This is a genomic window from Flavobacterium tiangeerense (assembly GCF_007830355.1).
Lineage (GTDB): Bacteria > Bacteroidota > Bacteroidia > Flavobacteriales > Flavobacteriaceae > Flavobacterium > Flavobacterium tiangeerense.
Map to the genome: position 1 here is coordinate 125,846 of NZ_VLKO01000006.1, position 24,156 is coordinate 150,001.

At 32.2% G+C, this 24,156-nt stretch carries 19 protein-coding genes, 1 tRNA gene and 1 pseudogene; 10 read left to right on the plus strand and 11 right to left on the minus strand.

Going from position 1 to position 24,156, the window contains the following annotated elements; genetic code table 11:
• Positions 1–74 precede the first annotated feature (74 nt).
• Both pta and corA read right to left on the minus strand, forming a co-directional pair.
• Positions 75–2,168, minus strand: a complete 2,094-nt coding sequence (gene pta / locus IQ05_RS08305; RefSeq protein WP_144891911.1) for a phosphate acetyltransferase — start codon at positions 2,166–2,168, stop codon at positions 75–77.
• A 49-nt stretch (positions 2,169–2,217) separates the two neighbouring features.
• Positions 2,218–3,288, minus strand: coding sequence for a magnesium/cobalt transporter CorA (corA, locus tag IQ05_RS08310; RefSeq protein ID WP_144891913.1), 1,071 nt, complete (start codon positions 3,286–3,288; stop codon positions 2,218–2,220).
• A gap of 310 nt (positions 3,289–3,598) precedes the next feature.
• Here corA and IQ05_RS08315 point away from each other — a divergent pair, with 310 nt between their 5' ends.
• The gene (locus IQ05_RS08315) at positions 3,599–6,163 is read left to right on the plus strand and encodes a zinc-dependent metalloprotease (protein ID WP_144891915.1); all 2,565 of its coding nucleotides are present in this window, start codon (positions 3,599–3,601) and stop codon (positions 6,161–6,163) included.
• A 565-nt stretch (positions 6,164–6,728) separates the two neighbouring features.
• Here IQ05_RS08315 and IQ05_RS08320 read toward each other — a convergent pair.
• Positions 6,729–7,454: a bacteriorhodopsin-like gene (locus IQ05_RS08320; RefSeq protein ID WP_144891917.1), complete on the minus strand. Its 726-nt coding sequence runs from the start codon at positions 7,452–7,454 to the stop codon at positions 6,729–6,731.
• A gap of 106 nt (positions 7,455–7,560) precedes the next feature.
• On the opposite strand from IQ05_RS08320, the gene IQ05_RS08325 reads away from it, so the two are divergent.
• Positions 7,561–8,460, plus strand: coding sequence for a Brp/Blh family beta-carotene 15,15'-dioxygenase (locus IQ05_RS08325; protein ID WP_144891919.1), 900 nt, complete (start codon positions 7,561–7,563; stop codon positions 8,458–8,460).
• A 107-nt stretch (positions 8,461–8,567) separates the two neighbouring features.
• On the opposite strand, the gene dnaK is transcribed toward IQ05_RS08325, so the two are convergent.
• The 4 genes from dnaK to IQ05_RS15405 form a co-directional block, all read right to left on the minus strand.
• Positions 8,568–10,451, minus strand: coding sequence for a molecular chaperone DnaK (gene dnaK / locus IQ05_RS08330; protein ID WP_144891921.1), 1,884 nt, complete (start codon positions 10,449–10,451; stop codon positions 8,568–8,570).
• Positions 10,452–10,703: 252 nt separating this feature from the next.
• Positions 10,704–11,087 (minus strand): YchJ family protein, encoded by a 384-nt coding sequence (locus tag IQ05_RS08335; RefSeq protein WP_144891923.1) that lies wholly within the window; start codon positions 11,085–11,087, stop codon positions 10,704–10,706.
• 28 nt (positions 11,088–11,115) lie between these two features.
• Positions 11,116–11,346 carry a hypothetical protein gene (locus IQ05_RS08340; RefSeq protein ID WP_144891925.1) on the minus strand — a complete coding sequence of 77 codons (231 nt, stop codon included), beginning with the start codon at positions 11,344–11,346 and terminating at the stop codon, positions 11,116–11,118.
• Positions 11,347–11,352: 6 nt separating this feature from the next.
• Positions 11,353–11,502, minus strand: a complete 150-nt coding sequence (locus IQ05_RS15405) for a hypothetical protein (protein ID WP_167496932.1) — start codon at positions 11,500–11,502, stop codon at positions 11,353–11,355.
• Between the two features lie 251 nt (positions 11,503–11,753).
• On the opposite strand from IQ05_RS15405, the gene IQ05_RS08345 reads away from it, so the two are divergent.
• Together IQ05_RS08345 and IQ05_RS08350 are read left to right on the plus strand one after the other, a co-directional pair.
• Positions 11,754–14,597: a PAS domain S-box protein gene (locus tag IQ05_RS08345; protein WP_144891927.1), complete on the plus strand. Its 2,844-nt coding sequence runs from the start codon at positions 11,754–11,756 to the stop codon at positions 14,595–14,597.
• Complete coding sequence (locus tag IQ05_RS08350) at positions 14,594–14,989, plus strand: response regulator (protein WP_144891930.1); 396 nt, start codon at positions 14,594–14,596, stop codon at positions 14,987–14,989. Before IQ05_RS08345 ends, IQ05_RS08350 begins: the two co-directional genes overlap by 4 nt.
• Positions 14,990–15,004: 15 nt before the next feature.
• Here the strand turns inward: IQ05_RS08350 and IQ05_RS08355 are convergent, their stop codons facing one another.
• On the minus strand, positions 15,005–15,547 hold the full coding sequence (locus IQ05_RS08355; RefSeq protein WP_144891932.1) for a hypothetical protein: 543 nt from the start codon (positions 15,545–15,547) through the stop codon (positions 15,005–15,007).
• Positions 15,548–15,632: 85 nt separating this feature from the next.
• Between IQ05_RS08355 and IQ05_RS08360 the strand changes: the two genes are divergently transcribed.
• From IQ05_RS08360 to IQ05_RS08380, 5 genes and pseudogenes are all read left to right on the plus strand, one after another.
• Positions 15,633–15,878, plus strand: a complete 246-nt coding sequence (locus IQ05_RS08360; RefSeq protein WP_144891934.1) for a hypothetical protein — start codon at positions 15,633–15,635, stop codon at positions 15,876–15,878.
• Between the two features lie 162 nt (positions 15,879–16,040).
• Positions 16,041–16,481: a KTSC domain-containing protein gene (locus IQ05_RS08365; RefSeq protein ID WP_144891936.1), complete on the plus strand. Its 441-nt coding sequence runs from the start codon at positions 16,041–16,043 to the stop codon at positions 16,479–16,481.
• Positions 16,482–16,694: 213 nt separating this feature from the next.
• Positions 16,695–17,459, plus strand: a complete 765-nt coding sequence (locus tag IQ05_RS08370) for a DUF4369 domain-containing protein (protein WP_144891938.1) — start codon at positions 16,695–16,697, stop codon at positions 17,457–17,459.
• Between the two features lie 18 nt (positions 17,460–17,477).
• Positions 17,478–17,864, plus strand: a pseudogene (locus tag IQ05_RS08375) (TlpA family protein disulfide reductase); the annotation flags it as partial.
• 173 nt (positions 17,865–18,037) lie between these two features.
• Positions 18,038–18,118 (plus strand) — tRNA-Tyr (locus tag IQ05_RS08380).
• Between the two features lie 146 nt (positions 18,119–18,264).
• Here IQ05_RS08380 and IQ05_RS08385 read toward each other — a convergent pair.
• Positions 18,265–21,393 (minus strand): TonB-dependent receptor, encoded by a 3,129-nt coding sequence (locus IQ05_RS08385; protein WP_144891942.1) that lies wholly within the window; start codon positions 21,391–21,393, stop codon positions 18,265–18,267.
• A gap of 180 nt (positions 21,394–21,573) precedes the next feature.
• On the opposite strand from IQ05_RS08385, the gene IQ05_RS08390 reads away from it, so the two are divergent.
• On the plus strand, positions 21,574–21,906 hold the full coding sequence (locus tag IQ05_RS08390) for an ArsR/SmtB family transcription factor (protein ID WP_144891944.1): 333 nt from the start codon (positions 21,574–21,576) through the stop codon (positions 21,904–21,906).
• 82 nt (positions 21,907–21,988) lie between these two features.
• Here the strand turns inward: IQ05_RS08390 and IQ05_RS08395 are convergent, their stop codons facing one another.
• Positions 21,989–22,720, minus strand: coding sequence for a rhamnogalacturonan acetylesterase (locus IQ05_RS08395; RefSeq protein WP_144891946.1), 732 nt, complete (start codon positions 22,718–22,720; stop codon positions 21,989–21,991).
• A gap of 7 nt (positions 22,721–22,727) precedes the next feature.
• Positions 22,728–24,074, minus strand: a complete 1,347-nt coding sequence (locus IQ05_RS08400) for a glycoside hydrolase family 28 protein (protein ID WP_144891948.1) — start codon at positions 24,072–24,074, stop codon at positions 22,728–22,730.
• Positions 24,075–24,156: the final 82 nt, after the last annotated feature.

The following is a 24,156-nucleotide window of genomic DNA, read 5'->3' on the forward strand; positions in this document are numbered from 1 at the left end:
TTAAAAGATTAAAAAATTGAAATATTAACTGATTAATTTTTTAATCTTTTAATACTTCAATCTTTAAATTAAAACTACAATCCTTGTGCTTGAATTGCTGTAATTACAACTGTATTTATGATGTCATCAATGGTACAACCCCTACTTAAATCATTTACCGGTTTATTCAATCCTTGTAACATCGGACCAATAGCTAGCGCACCTGTTTCTCTTTGAACTGCTTTATACGTGTTATTTCCAGTATTTAAATCCGGAAAAATAAGAACACTGGCTTGTCCAGCTACTTCAGAATTGGGTAACTTACTTTTCCCAACGGTCATATCCACAGCGGCATCATATTGTATTGGACCTTCAATTTTTAAATCAGGACGTTTTTGGCGAACAATTTCGGTAGCGGCTCGAACCTTATCCACTTCATCCCCTTTACCTGAAGATCCGGAAGAATAAGAAAGCATGGCAATTTTGGGTTCAATTCCAAAAGCCAAACTCGAATCGGCAGATGAAATGGCTATTTCGGCAAGCTGTTCTGCTGTAGGATTAGGATTGATGGCACAATCCCCAAAAACGGAGACGCGATCCTCCAAACACATAAAAAATACTGAAGAAACCACGGAGGAATTCGGTTTTGTTTTAATAAACTGTAAGGCTGGCAAAATAGTATGTTGTGTAGTATGAGCAGCTCCAGAAACCATTCCGTCAGCATGACCTTTGTAAACCATCATGGTGCCAAAATACGAAACATCTTCCATCAAATCTTTAGCCATACCAAGTGTTACGTTTTTGGCTTTTCGCAACTCAAAATAGGTATTCACATAATCGTCATAATGTTTTGATTCAATGGGATTAATTATTTTAATTTTCGAAAAATCAAAATTCAAACCCAACTCAACAACTTTATTTTCTATTTGTTTTTTGTTTCCAATGATTGAAATATCAACTACATCCATTTCTAGTAATCGAGAAGCTGCGGCCAAGATTCTATCATCATTGCCTTCGGGCAATACAATATGTTTGCGGTGTTGTCTGGCTCTTTTTACCAAGTTATATTGAAACATTTTAGGAGTCATTCCATCAGCTTCAAACGTTATTAGTTTCTCGGATAACGTATCAACATCCATATACTTCTCGAAAGTAGCGATAGAAATTTCAATTTTCTGTTTGTTGTTGGCATAAATTTTAGATTTAATACCGCCTATTTTATTCGTAATATAATACGTTCCTTCCTCTACGGCAATGATCGGCACTACGGTTGAAAGTCCTTCAATTAACTTTAAAATACTTATTTCTGGCAGAATGTTTCCAGTTAATACAATACCGGAGATTGTAGGATAGTTGACCGATTCATTGGCTTGCAAAGCCCCTAGGATTATATCGGCTCTATCTCCGGGAGTAATAACAAGACTGTTTTCTTTGAGATGCAATAAGTAATTCCTTAATTGCATAGCTCCTACACTAAAGTTTCCTGTTTGATTGTTCAAGTGAGCCTCTCCAAAAAGTACTTTTGCATCCAGCTCTTTTACAATTTCTTGTACTGTAGGATTATTTAAATGATGAATCATAGGAATACTACTCACCATCACAGTATTTGGCAAGGTTTTTAATAATCCATTGGTAACTAATGTTATGTTTTCGGGTTGCACTTTATTGGCAATTACGGCAAGAACTTCTACGTCTTTCACCTTGAAAGAATCATAGGCTAGATACAAACTGTCTAATAATTCTTCGAGAGTTTTCCCTACTCCAGATCCTACAATAATGGTGGGAATTCCAAGATTTTTGGCAATAAGCACATTCATATCGAGCTCAATTACGGTTCCTTCACCACTAAACCCCGTTCCTTCTACTAGTATAAAATCAAAACGTTCTTCTAGTTTTTTATATTTTTCGATAATTAAATCTAGGACCTCCCCTATTTTTCCTTTATTTTTTTTCTTAATTAATTTGCTTTTGGTAATAGCAAAAGCATCTTCAAAAGCGATATCAAGACCAAAATGACCTAATACGGTTTCAATATGATTGTCAAAACCTCCTTCCTCGATGTCCTCAATGATAGGTCTAAAATAACCTACTTTGGCTGTTTTCCCTATAAGCATGCTCATAAGTCCAAGAGTAACAATCGATTTTCCACTATTTTGCTCGCTGGTTGCGATATATATTGCTTTGTTCATTTTTTATTTTTTTAATTATCAAAAGGAAAACTAAAGTTATTAAACAGTATTAAAACCAACGTCTTTTTTTAAAATAAATAATCATTCCAATTACTATTAAAAACATGAAACCCATTACGGTTTGATAGCCATATTTGTACTTTAATTCTGGTAGATTTTCAAAATTCATTCCATATACACCTACAATAAATGTAAGCGGAATAAATATTGCAGATACAATAGTAAGCGTTTTCATAATTTCGTTCATCTTATGCGTTTGAGCAGAAAAAAAGAAATTAGAGGCACTCTCCAATGAGTCCATATCCGAATCAATTTGCTCTAAAAGTTCTAAGCACTTTTGATGTAAACGAGCAAAAAAACTAAAAGTATCCGCCTCAACTACATTAAAAATAGAATCATCTTTTATGCTTTTAATATCGTACAAGGAATCTCGAAGTGGAATAATCGCTCGTTTTAACACATTCAAGTTGTCACGGTGTTTCTCTATTCGCTCTAAAATTATAGGATCGGGATTTTCTTTAGTTAGATTTATAAGCTCTTCTACTTTATCCTCTTCGCTTTCTAGTGTAATGTAAAAATTTTCAATAATGGCGTCTAGCAATATATACAATAAGTAATCAGGACCTTTTACACGTACAAGACCTGAATGGGTTCTAATCCTTTCTCTAATGTGTGAAAAAAAATCACTTCTTTTTTCCTGAAACGAAATTAGAATTCCATCTTTTAACAAAAAACTAATTTGTTCAATACTAATGTTCTCTGAATTCTCAAGAGGTAAAAGCGATTTAATATTGAAGAATAAAAAATCATGTGATTCTTCAAATTTTGTTCTTCGTACCGTGTTTAAAACATCTGATAAAATAAAATTATCAATATTAAAATGTTTTCCTATGGCTTGCAACCAATCTACATTATTAAGTCCGTGAATGTTGAGCCAGTTTATTTTAGAAAAATCAATTAACTGATTTAATTGTTCCACTTTAAAATCAGTGTACTCTGTAAAATCAATATCATTATAAACAAACAATTGCATCTCAGACTGCATGTCCTTGTGAATACCGGTATATTCAAGATGATACGGTACTAATTTCTTGCCCTTTTTGTATTTAATTTTTCTCATTAGTATTCAGTAAACTTCTTGTATAACGGTTTGGGGTTGTTGTAGTGATTTTAAGTAAAATCGCCACTATTTCTCACTCAAAACAAAAGTAATGAGAATTAAATGAGTACGTAATAAAATGACTCTCGAAAAATAATAAAGTTTCAAAAATCAAACGAATGTTAATTTATGTTAATTATTATCGTTTGGAAATTTTAAGAGTTCATTATTAAAAATATATCAATAGATTTGGAAATTAAAGATGAATAAATACGAATGCGCTCTATTTATTTACATAAAACTAATTATTAACTATAATATGTAGAATTACATGCTCAAAAACAAACTAACCCTAATTATTGCGTGTATCGCACTTTTTGCTGCTCCTGAGACATTTGCTCAAAGCAAAAAAAAGAAAAAAAATGACAAGACAGCTGTTGCTCAACCAGTAGCTAAACCCGCAGAGGCTAAAAAAGAACCTAAACCTTATAAAAAAGTTATAGACTCCACTGCTGTAACCCAAAAAGGATTAATTGATGTTCATAAAACAGATAACAAGTACTTATTCGAAATTCCGGATAGCTTACTTGGTAGCGAAATTATGACCATCACAAGATATTCTAAAACACCTGCTGGTGGAGGAATTTTTGGTGGTGAAGAAATTAACAGACAAGTAGTTCGTTTTGAAAAAGGAATGAACAACAACATTCTTTTACGATCAATTACCTACGTAATTATGTCACCAGATGAAGATAAACCAATGGCACAAGCCGTAAAAAATTCTACATCTGATCCTATAATTGGGAACTTTGACGTACTTGCGTACAAAAAGGATGAAGCTGGAAAAATTACAGGATATGTACTTGATTTAACTTCAACTTTTGATGGAGATGTTCAAACCTTTTCACTTGATCCTATCAAGAAACAATTGTTAAACATTCAAGCCTTTCAAAAAGACAGGTCTTATATCTCTAAGATAAGTAGTTTCCCAATTAATACTGAAATTAGAACTGTAAAAACATTTACAACAGTACCTCCTAGAATTAGCATTACTCCTACTCCACAAATTGGTGTGAACCTTCCATCAGCACTTGATGCAGGTGTAGTTACGGTAGAGATGAATACGTCTATGATTTTGTTACCAAAAAAACCCATGCGTAAAAGAGTTTTTGATGCTCGTGTAGGTTATTTTGCAAATGAATACAGTGTTTTTGAGGAAGAATCTCAAAAATCAGAAAATAAAGTATTTGCTGTAAGATGGCGTTTAGAACCAAAATCTCCAGAAGATGCTCTAAAACAAAAAAATGGAGAATTAATTGAGCCTTTAAAACCAATAGTATATTACATTGATCCTGCAACTCCTGAAAAATGGAAAAAATTCATCAAACAAGGTATTGATGACTGGCAAGTAGCTTTTGAAGCTGCAGGTTGGAAAAATGCAATTCGTGGAGAATATTGGCCAGAAAACGATCCTACTATGAGTTTAGAGGATGCTCGTTTTTCAGTACTTCGCTATTTTGCTGCCGACATTCAAAATGCTTATGGACCAAATGTACACGATCCTAGAAGTGGAGAAATTCTAGAAAGCCACATTGGTTGGTACCATAATATCATGAGTTTATTGCGTAACTGGTACTTAATACAAACGGCTGCGGTAGATCCTGCAGCGCGAGCAAAGAAATTTGATGACAAATTAATGGGAGAATTAATCCGTTTTGTATCATCACATGAAGTAGGTCATACTTTAGGATTACGTCATAATATGGGAGCTAGCTCAGCAACTCCTGTAGAAAAATTGAGAGATGCAGCATACCAAGAAAAAAATGGCCATACATCTTCTATAATGGATTATGCTCGTTTTAATTATGTTGCGCAACCAGAAGATGGAGTAAAACATTTGTTCCCAAGAATTGGTGATTATGATAAATGGGCAATAAAATGGGGTTATTCTTATTTTGAAGAGAGCAAAACTGAAGCACAAGAAAAAACAGTTTTGAACGATATGACTAAAGAAGCCTACAAAAACAATCGTTTATGGTTTGGAACTGAATCAAGCCCTTATGACCCAAGATATCAAACAGAAGACATTGGAGACAATGCTATGAGAGCATCAGAATATGGTATTAAAAACTTAAAAAGAATTTTACCTAATTTAATTGAATGGTCTAAAGAAGATGGAGAAAGCTATGCTGAATTAGATGAACTTTACGGAGCACTTACTGGACAGTTTAGAAGATACATGGGACACGTTACTAAAAACGTGGGTGGTATTTACGACAATCCAAAAACTTACGATATGACAGGAAATCAATTTCAAATAGTTCCTAAAACTATTCAGAAAGATGCAGTATCATTTCTAAATACTCAATTATTCACCACTCCAAAATGGTTATTGGATCCAAACGTTCTTTCAAAAATCAATCCTGATAGTGGCGTAGAAGCAATTAAATCAATGCAAGATGCTACGTTGTCAAGCTTAATGACAGGAGATCGTATGGTAAGACTAATGGAAAGTGCTACAGCGAGTAAAGACAACTACAGCGTAGATGAATTATTATCTGACTTGAATAAAGGAATTTTCTCTGAACTTAAAACAAGTAGCTCTATTGATATCTTTAGAAGAAATATTCAAAAAATTTATGTAGATAAAATGATTGAACTTTTAAAACCTGGTACTACAACGGTACGATCTGTACCTGTAGGAGTTACTTACGGATTTAATTCAAGAAGAGTAAACCTAGCGCAAACTGATTTACCATCTATTGCAAGAGGTCAATTAATTGCACTGAAAAATGATTTAAAAATGTCATCTTTAAAAATGACTGACAAAATAAGTAAATACCATATTCAAGATTTAATTTATCGCATAAGTGATGCTTTAAATCCTAAACAATAAATACTAAAGGGAAACTGTGTTAATGACAGTTTCCCTTTTTCTTTTATTAAAAAGTTGTAATAGACTGCTCATTTGAGTTATATAAGTTTGTACTCCTGAAATAAAATAAGCCCAATAGTATCGTAATACTTTTGGGCTTTTTTTGTGCTTTATAGCATCCCTAATTAAACCGTAGGGAGAAAGTAGATTTCCCTATAAATAACCAATCATAAATTTATATAAACGCAGTTTTAATTTACTTAAACAGACAAAATAGCCATCAACATCCTATAAATATCTACCGAAATTACATTCAATAGCGAGTTACAGTTTAAACTAAAAACTAAAAGAAATTGAATATGCTAAATATTGAAAAATCAAGTTCAAATTGTACATAAAAGATCAAAAACACCAATTACATATAATTAACTATTTTTGTTAAAATAGCAAAAAGAGCAACTTTTATGAAAAATGAAAATTTGTTTAATAATTTTCATAGAAAACCAGCACATAAAACTTATAAAAACAAAAAAACCGAGCTATTAAAAGCTCGGTTTACTAACATTAAATATAAAAAAAAAGGAAATTAATCTTTTGATGATTTTACAGCAAGGTTATAGATAACCAAACCAAAACCTATCTTATTAATTGCATCAGCAATATTATAAGCAACATCTATGTTCCCTTCTGGGATGATTCCATTGTACCATCCTGTAGTTCCCATCATGTATCCTAATGGATAAATTGACCAACCAACAAGTACAAACCAACATAGAATTTTGTGTGCTTTTTGAACTTCTGCACCAGCTGCTGCAGCAAGTTTTGAAGCCTCACCTAACCAAATTTCATAAACAATTGCAAAATAAGCAGCCCCTGAAACAGCACCCCAAAAAGCAGCACTTTCTGGCGCTACAACTTCTCCAAAATAACCTGTAACTAACATGATTACAGAGTAGATAATCATTTTCCACAATAAAGACTGTTTTGCTCCAGCTACCTTTAAAATTAAGTAAAACTCTAAACACATTAACGGCACTGTTAATACCCAGTCAACATAACGGAAGAATGTTGGTGATTCTCCAAACGAAGCCCAATAATCTCTCATGTAAAAATAATGCACTGCTGCAATAAAAGTAATTAAACCTGAAACTAAAACTGATGTACGCCATTTTTTATCAAACTGGCTCAGCGATAAGAAGAAAAAAGCTGATGCGGCCATCATAGCCATACAGCCTACAAAAAAAGTAAATCCTACATAATCTGTTGGTAGCATTTTTCCAACTAGTCCTGAAATAAACATAAAATTTGTCATAAAAATAGTTTTTAATATTTTGTTTAACCAAATATAACAAAAGTTAAACGAATAAAATAATTTTTTTTAATTTTTTTTAACTATTTTTAGACAATAATTAAAATTTATGAAAAATTATTCAAATATCGTAATTGTAGCAAGCTTTTTCGGGCTTTGGATAGATTCGTATCTTACAAGTCAATTTCAAATAATTTTGGGTTTTTTCTTAATATTTACTTTTGGAATATTGCATGGCGCCAATGATATTCTTTTAATTCAGCATCTAAATCCTGCCCAAAAAAAGAATTCTCAAAATAAAACACTTCTATATTATGTTGTAGTTGTACTTGTGGGTGTTTTATTATTCTACACTCTACCACAGATTGCCTTACTTCTATTTATTATAGTTAGTGCCTACCATTTTGGCGAACAGCAATGGCATAGTGTAAAAACCAAACTTCATAATTTAGTTTGTATTCTGTTTCAGTTTTTATACGGTTTAGTTTTACTGTTACTTTTATTTTATTTTCACAGTAACCAGGTTCAAGATATTGTACATAAAATTACGCATGTGACTGTTCCTTTAGCTGCATTCACTATAGCTTTACAAATCACGGCTATACTATTTGGACTTTTTATCTGTTACCTGTTTTGGAAATTTGAATCCTTAAGAAGTAAAATTGCTCTAGAAGTATTTTTTTTGATATTATTTGCAATACTTTTTAAGGCTTCTAGTTTAATTTGGGGATTTGCATTATACTTTGTGCTCTGGCATAGCATTCCGTCTATTATAGACCAAATTATTTTTTTGAATGGTACTTTTACATTTAAACATTTTAAAGCGTACTGTAAAGCCGCTTTTATCTATTGGTTTGTTTCAATTTTGGGGATTGCTATTTTGTTTTTCATTTGTAAAGATGAACATTTTTTTAATGCACTCTTTTTCTCCTTCTTAGCAGCAATTACATTTCCGCATGCTGCAGTCATTGCTAATATGTCTATTGAGGAAAAAATCAATACACAATAGAAAAAAAAAACCGAGTAATTGCTTACTCGGTTTTAATATCAGGATAATTTTAAATCAATTTGAAATACTATCAAAATTGATTTCCATTTACAGAATGGAATTTAAAATTATTTTACTTCTTCAAATTCTACATCTTCTACGTTATCTCCTTGATTAGCTTCACCTTGTGGTTGCTCTCCTTGTGGTTGTTCTCCTTGAGCATACATAGCTTCAGTAGCTGTTTTCCAAGCTGCATTGATGTTATCAAGAGCTGTTTGAATTGCAGGAACATCTTGAGACTGGTGAGCCATTCTCAATTCAGTTAATGCATATTCTACTGCTACTTTATGATCATCAGCTAATTTAGAACCTAATTCTTTCAATTGAGTTTCTGTTTGGAAAATCATAGAATCAGCTTCATTGATTTTCTCCGCTTTCGCTCTTAAAACTTTATCAGATTCAGCGTTAGCTTCAGCATCTTGTTTCATTCTTTCGATTTCTTCAGAAGTTAATCCAGAAGAAGCTTCGATACGAATATCGTGAGATTTTCCAGTTCCTTTGTCAGTTGCAGAAACTTTGATGATACCATTAGCATCAATATCAAAAGTTACTTCAATTTGAGGAACTCCTCTCGGTGCTGGTGGAATACCGTCTAAGTTGAAACGACCGATAGTTTTGTTATCAGCAGCCATTGCTCTAGCACCTTGAAGAACGTGTAATTCAACAGTTGGTTGAGAATCAGCAGCAGTTGAGAAAACTTGTGATTTTTTAGTTGGAATAGTTGTGTTAGCTTCAATTAATGTAGTCATAACACCACCCATAGTTTCGATACCTAAAGACAAAGGAGTAACGTCAAGTAACAATACATCTTTTACATCTCCAGAAAGAACTCCACCTTGAATAGCTGCTCCAATTGCAACAACCTCATCAGGGTTAACTCCTTTAGACGCTTTTTTACCAAAGAATTTTTCAACTTCGTCAGCAATTCTTGGCATACGAGTAGAACCTCCTACAAGGATCACTTCGTCAATATCAGAAACAGATAAACCTGCATCTTTTAATGCTCTAGCTACAGGAGCCATAGAACGTTTTACTAAAGAATCTGATAATTGCTCAAATTTAGCTCTAGATAATTTTTTCACTAAGTGTTTTGGTCCAGAAGCAGTAGCTGTTACGTAAGGTAAATTGATTTCAGTCTCTGCAGAAGAAGACAATTCAATTTTAGCTTTTTCAGCAGCTTCTTTAATTCTTTGTAATGACATTGGGTCTAAACGCAAATCAACACCTTCTTCTGATAAAAATTCATCAGCTAACCAGTCAATGATTGTTTGGTCAAAATCATCTCCACCTAAGTGAGTATCACCATTAGTAGATAATACTTCAAATACTCCGTCTCCTAATTCAAGAACAGAAATATCAAAAGTACCTCCACCTAAATCGTAAACAGCAATTTTTTGATCAGTACCTTTTTTATCTAATCCGTAAGCTAATGCAGCAGCAGTAGGCTCATTGATGATACGCATCACTTTAAGACCTGCAATTTCACCAGCTTCTTTTGTAGCTTGACGTTGTGCATCATTAAAGTAAGCAGGAACAGTAATAACTGCTTCAGTAACTGTTTGACCTAAATAGTCTTCAGCAGTTTTTTTCATTTTTTGAAGTGTCATAGCTGACAATTCTTGAGCAGTGTATAAACGACCATCAATATCCACACGTGGTGTATTGTTGTCTCCTTTTACTACACTGTAAGGAACTCTTTTTGATTCAGCCGAAACTTCACCAAAACCTTGTCCCATAAAACGTTTGATAGAAGCAATAGTCTTAGTTGGATTAGTTACTGCTTGTCTCTTAGCAGGATCTCCTACTTTGATCTCTCCACCTTCAACAAAAGCGATGATAGATGGTGTTGTTCTTTTACCTTCTGCATTAGGGATAACAACTGCTTCATTACCTTCCATTACAGAAACACAAGAGTTGGTAGTACCTAAATCAATTCCGATTATTTTACCCATTTTTATTATATTTAATTTTACTTTATACTTATTTAAAGGCTCGAAAACCAATAGTCAATCTTTGTGCCAACACTTTGTCAGTATGAAAAATGTCAGTTTAACCACTTATTGGCGGAAAATTGCTGACAACTTGACATTTTACTTTCATTTAACCATTCATACAATAAATTAGAAGATAAACATAAGAGTCTAAAAAATTATTCACTAATAAACTTTTAGTTTAAAAATTACGAACAAAAAATGGTGCCTTTTTTAATCAAAAAAAACACCATTTTCGTAAAACCAATCTCCATTTTCATTTACAAATGTAGATCGTTCATGATGAATATGACTTTTATTATACGCATCTTTATAGTACGCCTTAAACTCTACAATAGTAGGCGTAGATTCAATTATTTCTAGTTTAAGCCAAGTATTGCTTTTAGCCCACTGCAAAATATCATTAAAAGGATGCAACACTCTTACATGAGGTACAGTAGTTGCAACGAGATAAGTAGCATTATGAGTGGCATAAGCGCTGTACCTAGATCGCATTAACTCTTCGGCAGAAATAGCTTTAACACTTTTATTCAGTATTGGTCCACAACATTTTTCAAATGATTGCAAAGTTCCACAATGACATTTAATTGTACTCATAAATCATTATTATTAAACCTCGTGAAATTTAAAGTTCAAGAGAATTATTAATTTTTTGATGCAACTGATTCAGTAAAACTTGATATTTACTAATCTCTATTAAGTCCTCGTCATCATCTGAAAAATCAAGAAGATCATCAAGAGCTTCACTTACTTCTACTAATTTGTTTTTGGCGTCAAGCATATTCTTAGCAGCAATACAATCTATAATTTCTTGAACACTTAGTTTCAAGCTAGAAAATTTATTTATGTTCTCCATGACACCTTATTGCTCTGTTGTTTTATCCTCATTAAATTTTTTGGCAATCAATTTAAGCTTTTCTTTTCGCAATAAAACAGCTTGTTTGGCTTTATCTTGTGCTTTATGCAACTTATCATTGTGCTTTTTTATATTTTTCTCGTTGTTTCTACCCATAACAATTTGTATTTTGTAAATTACAATACAAAGGTCGGATATATTTGTTAAATCAAGAATTCTTTCTTTTAAATATAACAACATCAAAATTTCGATCTCTACATTTATCTTTCAAAAAAAAAAGATTTTACTATTACTAAATATTTGGTAAGTATATAAAGACATGTTTTTTTACTATCTTAAAATTATTTCATAATTTATTGTTATATTTATATTTTTGTTAATCATTACTTAAATTACCATATTATTAGATGATTTTAAAAAGGAAACACATAAAATTTTTAAGATGGTTTATAGTACGTCCTAGAACCAGTGGTGTTTTATCCTTTTTATTTTTGTGTGCTGTTACAATAATAATTACCATTCAACAATACCAATTAGTTAAGGAGCAAGAACAACGTGAAATGAATAATATCCTAAACGTGGTTCATCAAAACATTGATCAATCCCTAAAAAATTATTATACTGCTACCTTAACCCTTGCCTTAACAATAAATGATGAAGGCATTCCAAAAAACTTTGAGTATGTAAGTAAAAGATTGATTGAATCAAACAAATCCATTTTTTGTGTTCAATTAGTTCCGCAGGGAGTTATTAAATATGTGTATCCGCTTGCCGAAAACAAACCAGCATTAAACCTCAATATTTTAACCAATCCTTACTTAAAAAAAGAAGCCTTTAAATCTATTGCCGATAAAAAAATATATTTTGCAGGACCATTACAATTAAAACAAGGAGGATTAGGAATTGTGGGACGCTACCCTATTTATAGACATAATACTTTCTGGGGATTTTCGGCAGTGATTGTTAAACTTAACACTTTTCTAGCTACATCTGGCATTCAAAATATTGACAATTCAAAATATTACTTTCAATTTTCAAAGTACGATAGTGACAAAAAAAAGGAAAAATTTTATCTCAACTATTCAACTGATTTAAAAAGTAAATATTATATATCAACAGAAATATTAGATGGCGACTGGAAATTATATTTAATTTCAAAAAATAAATATTACCTGTATTCTGCTATTTTAATCCCATGTATTTTAGGCTTTATTCTCGCAGGTATATTAGGATTACTGGTAACTACATTGTTAAAAATACCAAACGAACTTCAATCATTAGTTAAGCTTCAAGCCAATAAAATTTTGGATACCGAAATGAAGTTCAAAACAATTTTTGATCAAGCCGCTCTAGGTATAGCAAGTATAGAACCTGTAACTGGAAATTTCTTGGAAATCAATAGTAAGTTTTGTGAGATGCTAGGATATACTGAAAAAGAAATGAAGCTTAAAAACTTTCAATCTATCACCCATCCAGATGATCTTGAACAAGATATAACTAATGTAGATCACTTAAAAAATGGACGTATCAATGAATATGCTATGCAAAAAAGATATTTTACAAAAAAAGGTGATATACTCTGGGTTAATCTTACGGTAACACCTTTATTAGACACCAACCAAAATAGAGAAAATCTTATTGCTATCGTTGAAGACATCACACTAAAAAAAACTACCGAAAAAATTATTAAAAAAAGTGAAACTAGATTTAAAAGCTTATTTGATGACAGTCCGCTACCGCTCCGCGAAGAAGATTTTTCAGAAGTAAAAAAATACTTAGAACAAAAAAAATTAATTCATAAAAGTACCGAGACTGTTTTAGAGTATTTTAATCAAAACCCAAATGATGTTGATGAATGTCACTCGTTAATAAAAGTGATCAATGCTAATAAGGCCTGCTTAAAACTTTATAAAGTCAAAAATATTGATGAACTAATAAGTAATAAAAACGAGCTATTTAATTTAAAGTCTAGAAATGATTTCATTAATAATTTAGTAGCCATCACTCAGGGAAAGAAGCAATTTATTATTGATACACTGATTCGCAATGGAAAAGGGGAATTCAGGGCTATTAATTTAAGATGGAATCTAGTGCAAGGATACAAAAATACATTTGAACGCGTTATTGTATCAACAGAGGACATAACTAATAGACTTGAATCTGAAAGAATTATAATCGATACAAAACAAAATGTAGAATCATTAATAAATACTATAGATGGAATTGTATGGGAATGTGATGCAACTACTTATAATTTTGGTTTTATTAGTGATAAAGTAACTAACATTTTAGGTTACACACCAGAAGAGTGGGTAAATGATCCGCATTTTTGGAGCAATCACATTTATCCAGAAGATAAAGAATGGGTACAGAGTTACTGTAAAATAAAAGTAAATGAAAATCTAGATCACGATTTTGAATACCGCATGATTGCTAAAGACGGAAAAATTGTATGGCTTAGAGATATAGTCAATATAATCTATGACCATGGAAAACCCAACATGCTACGCGGAATCATGATTGATATTACCCATAGTAAAGAAGCTGAAAATGAACTTAATACCTCTTTTGAAATTGTTAGCGAACAAAACAAACGCTTGCTCAACTTCTCCTATATTGTATCTCATAATTTAAGGTCTCATACCAGCAATATTGCCTCGATTGTTTCATTTCTCGAAAATACAGACTCTCAGGAAGAGAAAAATGAAATGCTTCAGTTATTAAAAACGGTATCAAACTCTCTAAATGAAACCATGCTTCATTTGAACGAAGTCATTAATATAAGAACTAATATTAGCTTAGTTTTAGTGCCATTAAATCTAAATGAATACATTTCAACAGCACTAAATGTTCTAACTGAACAAATTTCAAAAAATGATATTTCAATATTAAGCCACGTTCCACTTGACACGATCATAAATTACAATCCGGCTTATTTAGAAAGTATTCTTTACAACATAATTTCAAATTCCATTAGGTATAGACACCCAGATAGAACAGCGATTATAAAAATAAGTTACCATATAGAAAATAATTTAAAATTTCTTGAAATATCTGATAACGGAATAGGAATCGATCTTATAAAAAACGCAGACAAACTTTTTGGAATGTACAAAACCTTTACTACAAATTCTGAATCTAAAGGGATTGGATTATTCATTACAAAAAATCAAATAGATGCAATGGGCGGAACCATCACTGTTGAAAGTGAACCTAACATAGGAACAACATTTAAAATTTATATTAGATGACAAATAAAACGATATGGATTGTTGATGACGATCCTATTTACCAAATAATTGTTAGTAAAATAATAAACAGATCAGCTATGTTCTCAAAAATTATTCCATTTAAAAATGGAAAAGAGGCAATTGATCAACTCCAGGAAGTTATTAATAACAATGAAGCAGTACCTGACATCATTTTATTAGATATAAATATGCCAATTATGGATGGATGGGAATTTATGGAGGAATTAAACAACTTAAAACCAAAATATCTTGATAAAATCCGTATTTATATTGTAAGCTCGTCGATAGCTGTTGAAGATAAAACAAAATCAAAAAAATTTAAAACAATATTAGGATACATTTCAAAACCGGTTACAGTAAATGATATAGTATTAATTGCATCCGATGAATAATTAAAATTTCTAAAACTACTTGCACTCTTTCTTTATTTCGTCAAGTGTTTTCTCACTGTATATTAATTGCTCTACAATTTGCTTTCTCAAATCATCAATATCCGAATCAAAATATTTAGCCCATGAAGATAACTGCAGTACATTTCTAACTTGTTTGATTCGTTTTCTAGTTTCAGAACTAGTTCGTAGAACTGCTTTTTTATCAAAATCCGGATTGTTTTTATGCTGATATTGAACAAGTTCTTTATCATAATTTACTTCAAGATAATACAATAAATCAATGTCATTATCTGGATAAAAACTTTCCCAAGCTGCAAATCCTAATTTAAATTTAGAGTCCGTTTCTTGTTCCTGTGACTCTAGTCTCCATTTACAATTGGCCAACCTTCCCCAATGATTGGATAAGCGATACATTCCTTTTTTAGTATAATAATACTTGCTACCGGATTTGCTATCATATTGAACTTTAAAATCATTTATAGCGTCCAGTGACGTTTCTTGGAAAACACAAAAAGTATTTTTAAAAGAATTAGGGCTAGGTCTAAAGTTGTTTTGCATAGTGCAAATATAATCAAGAAGAGTATTTACTGATAATTCAAATTAAAAATGATTAAATTTGCTCACTTAAATAAAATAGATAAAGATGACAAAAGCTAACGAAGAAAGAATGTTACAAAAAGGAATCTACACGGGAGTTATTGAAAAAGATGAAAATAATAACTTTTTTTGTGGAGAATATTTGTTAGACTACAAAATGGCAACAAAATTCAATGTAGGTGATATGGTTACTATAAAATCAATCATTGAAAACCCAAGTGACATTAGCCATAATAAATACCCAAAGAAGTCAAAGAATTTTGATAAAGCAAATTACAAGCCACAACAATAAAGATATTAAGCAGAGCTTAAAATATTTTTCATTAAAACTATTCGAAGATTTTTTTTAGACAAAATCGCAAAAAATAAAAAAAAGTGTACCTTTGCAAAAAATTTGTCCATTTAAAACAAAATTGTATTCCTTATATACAAAAAGACAAGTAGTTACATATTTATGAAAAAAATAGTTGAATACCGCAAATTGCTAAATGTAGATAAAACTGCTGAGCTGAAAGATTTGAAGACCATTTATCGTAATGCGATGAAGGAAGCACACCCAGATAAATTTCAAGGTGATGAAGCTGGATTAAAAGCAGCTGAAGAAAATAGTAAAAAAATTATTGAAGCCTACCATTTTTTGGTTAGCATCAATCCTGAAACTATCAAAGCAAACTTACCTGAATATACTGAAACTATTTCAACATCAACAATTACAGATTATAAATTTGTTGAAGGTAGATTGATTATCAATTTTTCAAATGGCAGCGTATATGAATACATTAGTGTTCCTAAAGCTACTTATGTAAAAATGGTAAATGCTGATTCACCAGGAAGATTTGCAAAAAGACACATATTAAATGCTTTTACTTGGAGAAAAACCATCAATCAAGACTAAGCACTTATAATAAACATTCAAGCACTCCTTATGGGGTGCTTTTTTTTTTGAAAAAATTGAAAAGTTGTAAAATATACCTTCTTTATTGATTACTAAACGCTATGTTTATACATAATAAATAGCACTTTATAACAAAAAATTAGGTAGTTATTATATTTGTAATTTATTATTTTTAAATACTTTTGCAGATATAACTATATTAACTAATTTATAATGAAAAAAATAATTTTATTACTTTCTGCTACTGTCGTATTAATTTCTTGTAGCAAAGTTGGGAAAGATGAATACTTGATTACAGGTACAGCAACAGGTGTTGATAATGGTAAAACAATTGTTCTAGAAACTCAAGATGCTACTGGAATGATGCTTGCAAAAGATACTGTTAAAGTTGAAAATGGTAAATTTGAAATGAAAGGTAACATCACTGAACCTGCTTTTTATACCTTACAATTAGAAGGAGCTCAAGCTAAAATACCATTTATCTTAGAAAATGCTGAGGTAACTATTGCAATAAACAAAGACAGCATTCAAAAATCTAAAGTTTCAGGGACATATAATAATGATGAGTATATGACCTTTAATGAAGAAATCACTAAGGTTCAAAAGAAACTTATGGATTTTCAAACCAAAAACATGGCAGCTATGAATACTGCGCAACAAACAAAAGATACTGTTGTGATCAATAAGTTGATGCAAGAGTTTTCTAAAATTCAGGAAGAAGTTAATACTGCTTCAAAAAACAAATATTTGACTTATGCTGAAACACACCCTAAATCATTTATTTCAGCTTTGATTATTCAAGGTATGTTAAATGATCCTTCAACTGATGTTGCAAAATCAGAAAAACTATACAATAGTCTTGAAGAATCATTGAAAAAAACAAAACCTGGAATAGCAATTAAAACTAAAATTGCTGAAAGAAAAGCTCCTGCTGCTGTAGGTGCTGCTCCTGCTCCAGCAATGCCAGGAAGTAACTGAAGAGCAGATTTTTCAGCACCAAATCCACAAGGAAAAATAATTTCTTTGAAGGAAAGTTTAGGTAAAGTTACAATTGTAGATTTTTGGGCCTCATGGTGCGGACCATGTCGTCAAGAAAACCCTAATGTGGTAGCTTTATACAAAGAGTTACATACTAAAGGACTTAACATTATAGGTGTCTCTTTAGATAAAGATGCCAAAGCTTGGAAAGATGCAATTGCAAAAGATAATTTAACTTGGAACCAGGTTTCAAACTTAAAATTTTGGGACGAACCTATAGCTGCACAATATAAAGTAGAATCTATACCCGCTACTTTTATACTAGATGGATCTGGTAAAGTAGTTGCAAAAAACTTGCGTGGCGAGGCTCTACGAGAAAAAGTACTAGAACTTTTATCCAAATAAATATACTTTTTTGAAAAAATAAAAAAATCTCCGTAATGGAGATTTTTTTATTTTATTCAATACCAAGTGATTAAAAAAAATAGCGAAATTAAGTTCAAAATTTGTTTGGAAACTTAAAAACTGTTGTTATATTTGCACCCGGTTAGCACAACGAGTTATACTTGTTAAGTCTTGGGGAGATACTCAAGCGGCCAACGAGGGCAGACTGTAAATCTGCTGTGTAAACTTCGCAGGTTCGAATCCTGCTCTCCCCACTAAAGCGTTGCATTTGCAACGCTTTTTTTATGGATTGTTTTCATGTATTATTTCCTGCCTAATGTTACAAGTCATGAAAATACGAATTATCCATATGTCTCAAAAATATTTCTGTTGGCTCATTTTAGAGTTTAAAAAATCACTCTTACAAGAAATGATAACTCACACTAAGTTGTCCCTGCCATCTTGAGTTTAAATTATCAACTAACCAAGGAGTACCTTTTGGATTTTTAAATTGAAAAATGGGTTGTTGATTTTCTATTCGAACAAAATCAAGCAAAGCATAACCTGAATTGTTAATATTAGGAACATAAACTTGAGTACCCCAATTTTTTGAAACTAGGTTGCCTACATTAAATAAATCAAGCGCAAACTCTACTTTATTTTTAAAAAGTTTTGTCTCATACATGAGTTTTAAATCTACTTGATGATTCCATGGTGTTCTTGCCGCGTTTCTATTGGCATATTTACCTCTGTTTTTACTCAAATAATCATTGTCATTGATGTATTCATTAAGCTGCTGCCATTGCTCAGCTGCTGATACAATCACAGTATTATTCCTGTCTACTATATTTTGAAGTCTAATTTCCGATTGATCTCTGGGAATATAAATAATATCGTTCTTGGCTGAACCATCTCTATTAATATCTCCTTCATAAACAAATGTAAATGGACTCCCTGATCTACCGTTGTATAATAATCCTACTTTAAAACTGCTCGATTTAAAATGAATATCATAAAAATGATAGGAAACAAATTTATGACGCAAATCAAAATTTGAAGCGGTGAGTTCAGGTGAATTGGCTACTAAAGCTTGGTTCCATTCAAAATTTGCCGCATGTGAATTCCTATTGGTGCTTGAAATGTCTTTACTCACTCCATACGTATACCCTAAAAATCCATTGTAATTGCTTTCTGTTTTAGTAAGCCCTATTGTGAAGTTGTATCTATATCCTTGAGAAGTATTAGTCAATAAAAAAACATTTGTGAAATTAGGATTGATTTTAATGCTCTCTGCTGAGGTATTGTAATATGGGCGTTGATCTGCTCCTAAAAAATTACTTTTTTGATCCTCTCTCCTATTTATGGATTTAAACAATAACCCATCTAAAGTTTTAGTATAAGTAGCCTCCAAGTTTAAAGCAAAGTTATTTTTTAAAGCTACATCAAGCGCAATGTTACTTTTCCAATCACGTGGTAAATTGAAATTAGTGTCTACTAAATTTACTTCGGTCAACTTTCTATTTTGCAAAGGCGCTAACTGACTTAAATCTTCGTTGATATCTAAATTTGTTGTAGGGCGGTAATCAATGTTAAAATATTTAGTTCCTGAAATGTAATATTCATAAGCATACCACACAAAAGGCATTCTTCCAGTAAAAAACCCAGAACCGCCTTTTAAATTGTATTTTCCATCTTTATCTATAGTATAATTAAAGCCAAAACGCGGATTAATTATTGGTGTACTATTAATTTTATTTTTATAACCCGAAAACTCTGGTGTACGTTGAATTTCATCAGAAACAGGAAAAGCGGTAGGCGTATTTTGCCAATCTAAACGAATTCCTGCTAAAATAGCAAACTTTTTTGAGAGTCTAATTTCATCTTGTAAATAAACACTACCTAATACGACTCCATAATCTGCTGATGGGGTCTTTTTATTAAACTCAAAATCGTTATTCTCAATATTGTACACTCCACGAACACGATTGGGTTGATCTGCCAGGAAACTAGCTACAGAGTTGTATTGCCACCTACCATTGAAAGCAGTTAAAAAACGATATTCAATACTATTAATTTCAGATGAAACTCCAGCAGTAAATTTATGATTTCTGTGATAATAAGTAAGATTATCTGTAAACTGAATAGTATTTAAACTTAAACCGTAAATAGAAGCTTCTCTATACGTTCCTGCAAAAACAGTATTTGAGGTATTGTCAATAATTTCTAAATGCGGAAAAACACGACCTTCATAAGTCCGATCATCATTTACCGTTGATAAAGAAACTGTCATTTTATTTGAAAGCTGATTTGTGAATTTACTTTTTAGCTCTGCTACAATACTATTTGTAGTAGAATTGTGCCTGTATCCTTGATTTGTAAAATTAAAAACAGTGGGAGTCCATTCTAGATTATCAGCATAGCCTTTAACAAAATTATTTCTTAACGTTAATTTATGATCATCACTAATATTGTAATCTAACCTTAAAAAAAGTTTGGTATTCTTGCGCTCTATTTGGGCATTGAGTGCAGTTCCTGGATCATAATTATATTTTGTTTTAAGTCTATCAGCTATAAGGGCAACCGTTTCAGCAGAAATATTGGAAGTTATACTTCCAGGAGCATTAAATACCGTTTCATTTCTATCGGCCAATTCTGCATTAAAAAAATAAAACAATTTGTTTTTAACTAGGCTTCCGCCAATACTAAAACCGTAGGTATAGTCATTAAAAGCTGCTTTTTGTTGCTTAATACCATCAGCGTAAGTACCTACTAAATTTCTATTTTTCACAAAGGTGTAGGCAAGACCAGTTGTTTTATTCGTTCCACTTTTAGTAACTGCATTGATGCTTGCACCTGTAAAATTCCCAAAAGTTACATCAAATGGGGCAGTTTTTACAGAGAGTGCACTTATGGCTCCAAAACCTATCGGTTGCGTACCTGCTAAACCCCCAGGCGTTCCGGAAGCAGTTGATCCTGATGCACCACTCGCTGGCTCTTGAAAGCCCAAAACATCATTTGTGGCGCTCCCATCAATAGATAAATTATTAAACCTATAGTTAGCCCCTCCAAATGAATTTAGGTTTGCCTCTGGTAGTAATCGCGTAGCATCTTGAATACTTCTATTTGCCGTAGGAAGGTTCGTAATTACATCTATTTTTAAACGCTTTTCATTTCCTTTTTTAGACTCAGCATTGTTTACAACTACTACTGATTGCAATACTTCTGCTTTTGCAAAAAGTATAAAATCAAGTTTGATAGTTTTACCTAGTTGTACTTGAATAGCATCTGAAAGTAAGGTATTAAACCCTTCTGCCACAATTTTAATTTCATAATCATACGCTGGCTGTAACTGATTGAATTCATAATACCCATCTGCTTGTGATTGCGTTGCATATTTTATTCCTGTTGACTTTTGAAGAATAGAAATAGTAGCAAATGGCAAGGTATTATTTTGCTCATCTGTTATGGTTCCTTTTACTATTCCAGTAGTTTCTTGAGCGAATAATAATCCTGAACAAAACAGAATTAAAAAAGTGAAAATGTACTTCATTTTTATAAAATATAGATTTTATAAAACTACGTAACTAAATGTGTTTAAGTTTTAATAATTTATCGTATTTTTACGATTATACTTCGTTAAAATCAACATAAAATACTGAATAATAAAAACTTACACTGAATTAATATTTTTTATAATGTCCAAACTAATTATCTATAAAACACGATTAATATGAAAGGAAATAACGATTTTAACAGTTTAGATCTAGAACTTTCACAATTGGCAAAATGTTTATCCCATCCTGCAAGAATCCAAATTATAGCCATACTCTCAAGACATAAGGATAGAACCTGCAAGGAAATTGTGGCCGAGTTACCCTTGTCTCAATCTACCGTTTCTAAACATTTAAAAGATTTGCTTGAAGAAAATCTAATATGTAGAAAATTAAGTGGGACACAATCTTTATATACTCTTGAATGGAATAAGCTTGAACGTGTTTTTACCATTTTTGAACGATTTAATAAAAAAACGATGGTTCACCGCCCAAAAAGAAATTGTTGTTAAAATAAATCAAACTAATTTTTAACATCAATTCACAAGCAACACTTCCTGTTATATGGGATAAAACATTACGGTTTTATCTGGTTTATTTCACTTCTTTGGATAAGCGAATGTCGAGTGCTTTTATTTGTTGCGCAGCAATTTTAGCAATTTCTGTGGCTCCTTTTACAGACAGATGCGTATTATCCTCAATTCCTTTTGGGATATAGCTATTTTCTCCCGCGGCAAAGTGTAGATGTAACTCTTTTGATTTTTCCACTCCGTAGGATTCTTCCAGAAGTTCTGTATAGTATTGCATGTCGATAAAAGGAACTCTATATTCTTGTGCAACGAGCCTTAATTCTTGTGTATAATCGCCGTGTGAATCAATCAAAACACCTTGTTCATTGAAAGTTCTTCGGGTAATAGAGGAAAACAAAATAGGAGTTGCACCTTTTTTTCTTGTTTCTTCTACAAAACGAATCAAATTGTGTCTATAGCTTGTGTGCGGGTTGGTATAACGGGTTGGGTCGGTTACTTTGCCATCGTTGTGACCAAATTGGATAAAGACATAATCCCCTTTTTTAAGTGAATTGTACACAGCGTCCCATAATTTTAGATCAATGAAACTGCGCGTGCTTCGGCCATTGACGGCATGGTTTTCTATCACCACATTATCTGAAAAAAAAGAAGGTAGCATTTGTCCCCATCCTCTTTCGGGGTTTTGTTCTGGGGCTACTTTGTTGGCCATAGTCGAATCGCCAATGGTGTAAATGGTCGTTTTTTGTGCCCAACCGTTTAGGGTGATGAACACAATTACTAGGAAGTACTTTTTCATTTTAATGTTATTTTACAGAGGTTGGAACTGTAGCTTTATCTCCAATAGTGACTTCATTCAAAACAACATTTTCAGCGTTTTGGCTTGAAATGCCGTTTTTAGCCCATTGAATATGAATGTTGTTAAAAAAAATGTCTTTTATTTTTAATTCAGGATAGCCTTGAATCACAATGCCGGTTTGTGTGGCTTTGTTGCAAACGATATTCGAAAAATTGATGTTGTTAATGCTTGAAGCAAAACCACTGCCTTCTCCGTGGTAGTTGGAGGTTATATGCAAGACATCTTCTACCTCGTCGAGTTGTAGATTATTCACAAACACATCTTTGATATAGCCGCCACGATCGGCATTGGTTTTTAGGTAAATGCCTCTTTTGAGGTAGCCAGTAGTTTTGCAGTTTTCTACGAAAATATTTTGAATTCCAGCCGACATTTCGCTGCCCAATACTACTCCGTGTAATCCTTTAAAATTGCAATTTCGGATGACAATATTCTGGCTTGGAGTGGCACTATTGGCTCTTCCTTCGTGGTCTCTTCCTGATTTTATGGCAATATTATCATCGGCATTATCAAAAGAAATATTTTCGATTAGGACATCACTAGCATATTCGTGATCAATTCCGTCGTTATTGTTATTGAATGCTTTGTATTTTAAACCTCGAACCGTAATGCTTTTACTTTTAAACAAATGAATGCACCAAAATGGTGAATCTTCGATTTGAACATTTTCGATAAGTATATTTTTCGAGTCGATGAATTGAATAAGTTGCGGTCTCAAGTAATGCCCATCTCCAAAAACTCGGTCTTTGACGGGAACATTTTCATGATTCATTTCTCTACTCAAAAGTTGGTCTTTCTTTTCTAGCGGTTTCCATTTGATCCAAGTGTTTTTGGCTTCTCCATCGATAATTCCGTTTCCGGTAATGGCAATGTTTTCTAAACCAATTCCATAAATCAATGGACTGTAATTATATAGCATTGTTCCTTCCCAGCTGGTCAAAACTAGCGGATAATCTTTTGGATTAGAACCAAATCTGATTTTGGCACCGTCCTCTAAATGCAAGCGAACATTGCTCACAAAATGAAGCGGACCTTGTAGTGTATAGACACCTTTTGGGACAATGATTGTTCCGCCGTTTTTCTTTTTACAAAGCGCCATTGCTTTATCAAAAGCAGGTTTTGCATTGCTTATCGAATCTCCTTTGGCTCCCAATGCGGTTACTTTTATGGTAAAGGCAGGAATGGTGGGTAACACGATACGATTTAGGATAGCGTTGACTTTTTCTGTGGGAAAAGGTTTGTTTTGTGCCCAACCACTTAGGGTAATACAGGTTAAGAATAGAAGGTATTTTTTCATTTTCGGTTAAATTTATAGTCTTGTTTTAGGTTCTGAAGCCAAGAGTGTGATTTATTTGTTACTAGCCCCGATTGCTTCGCCA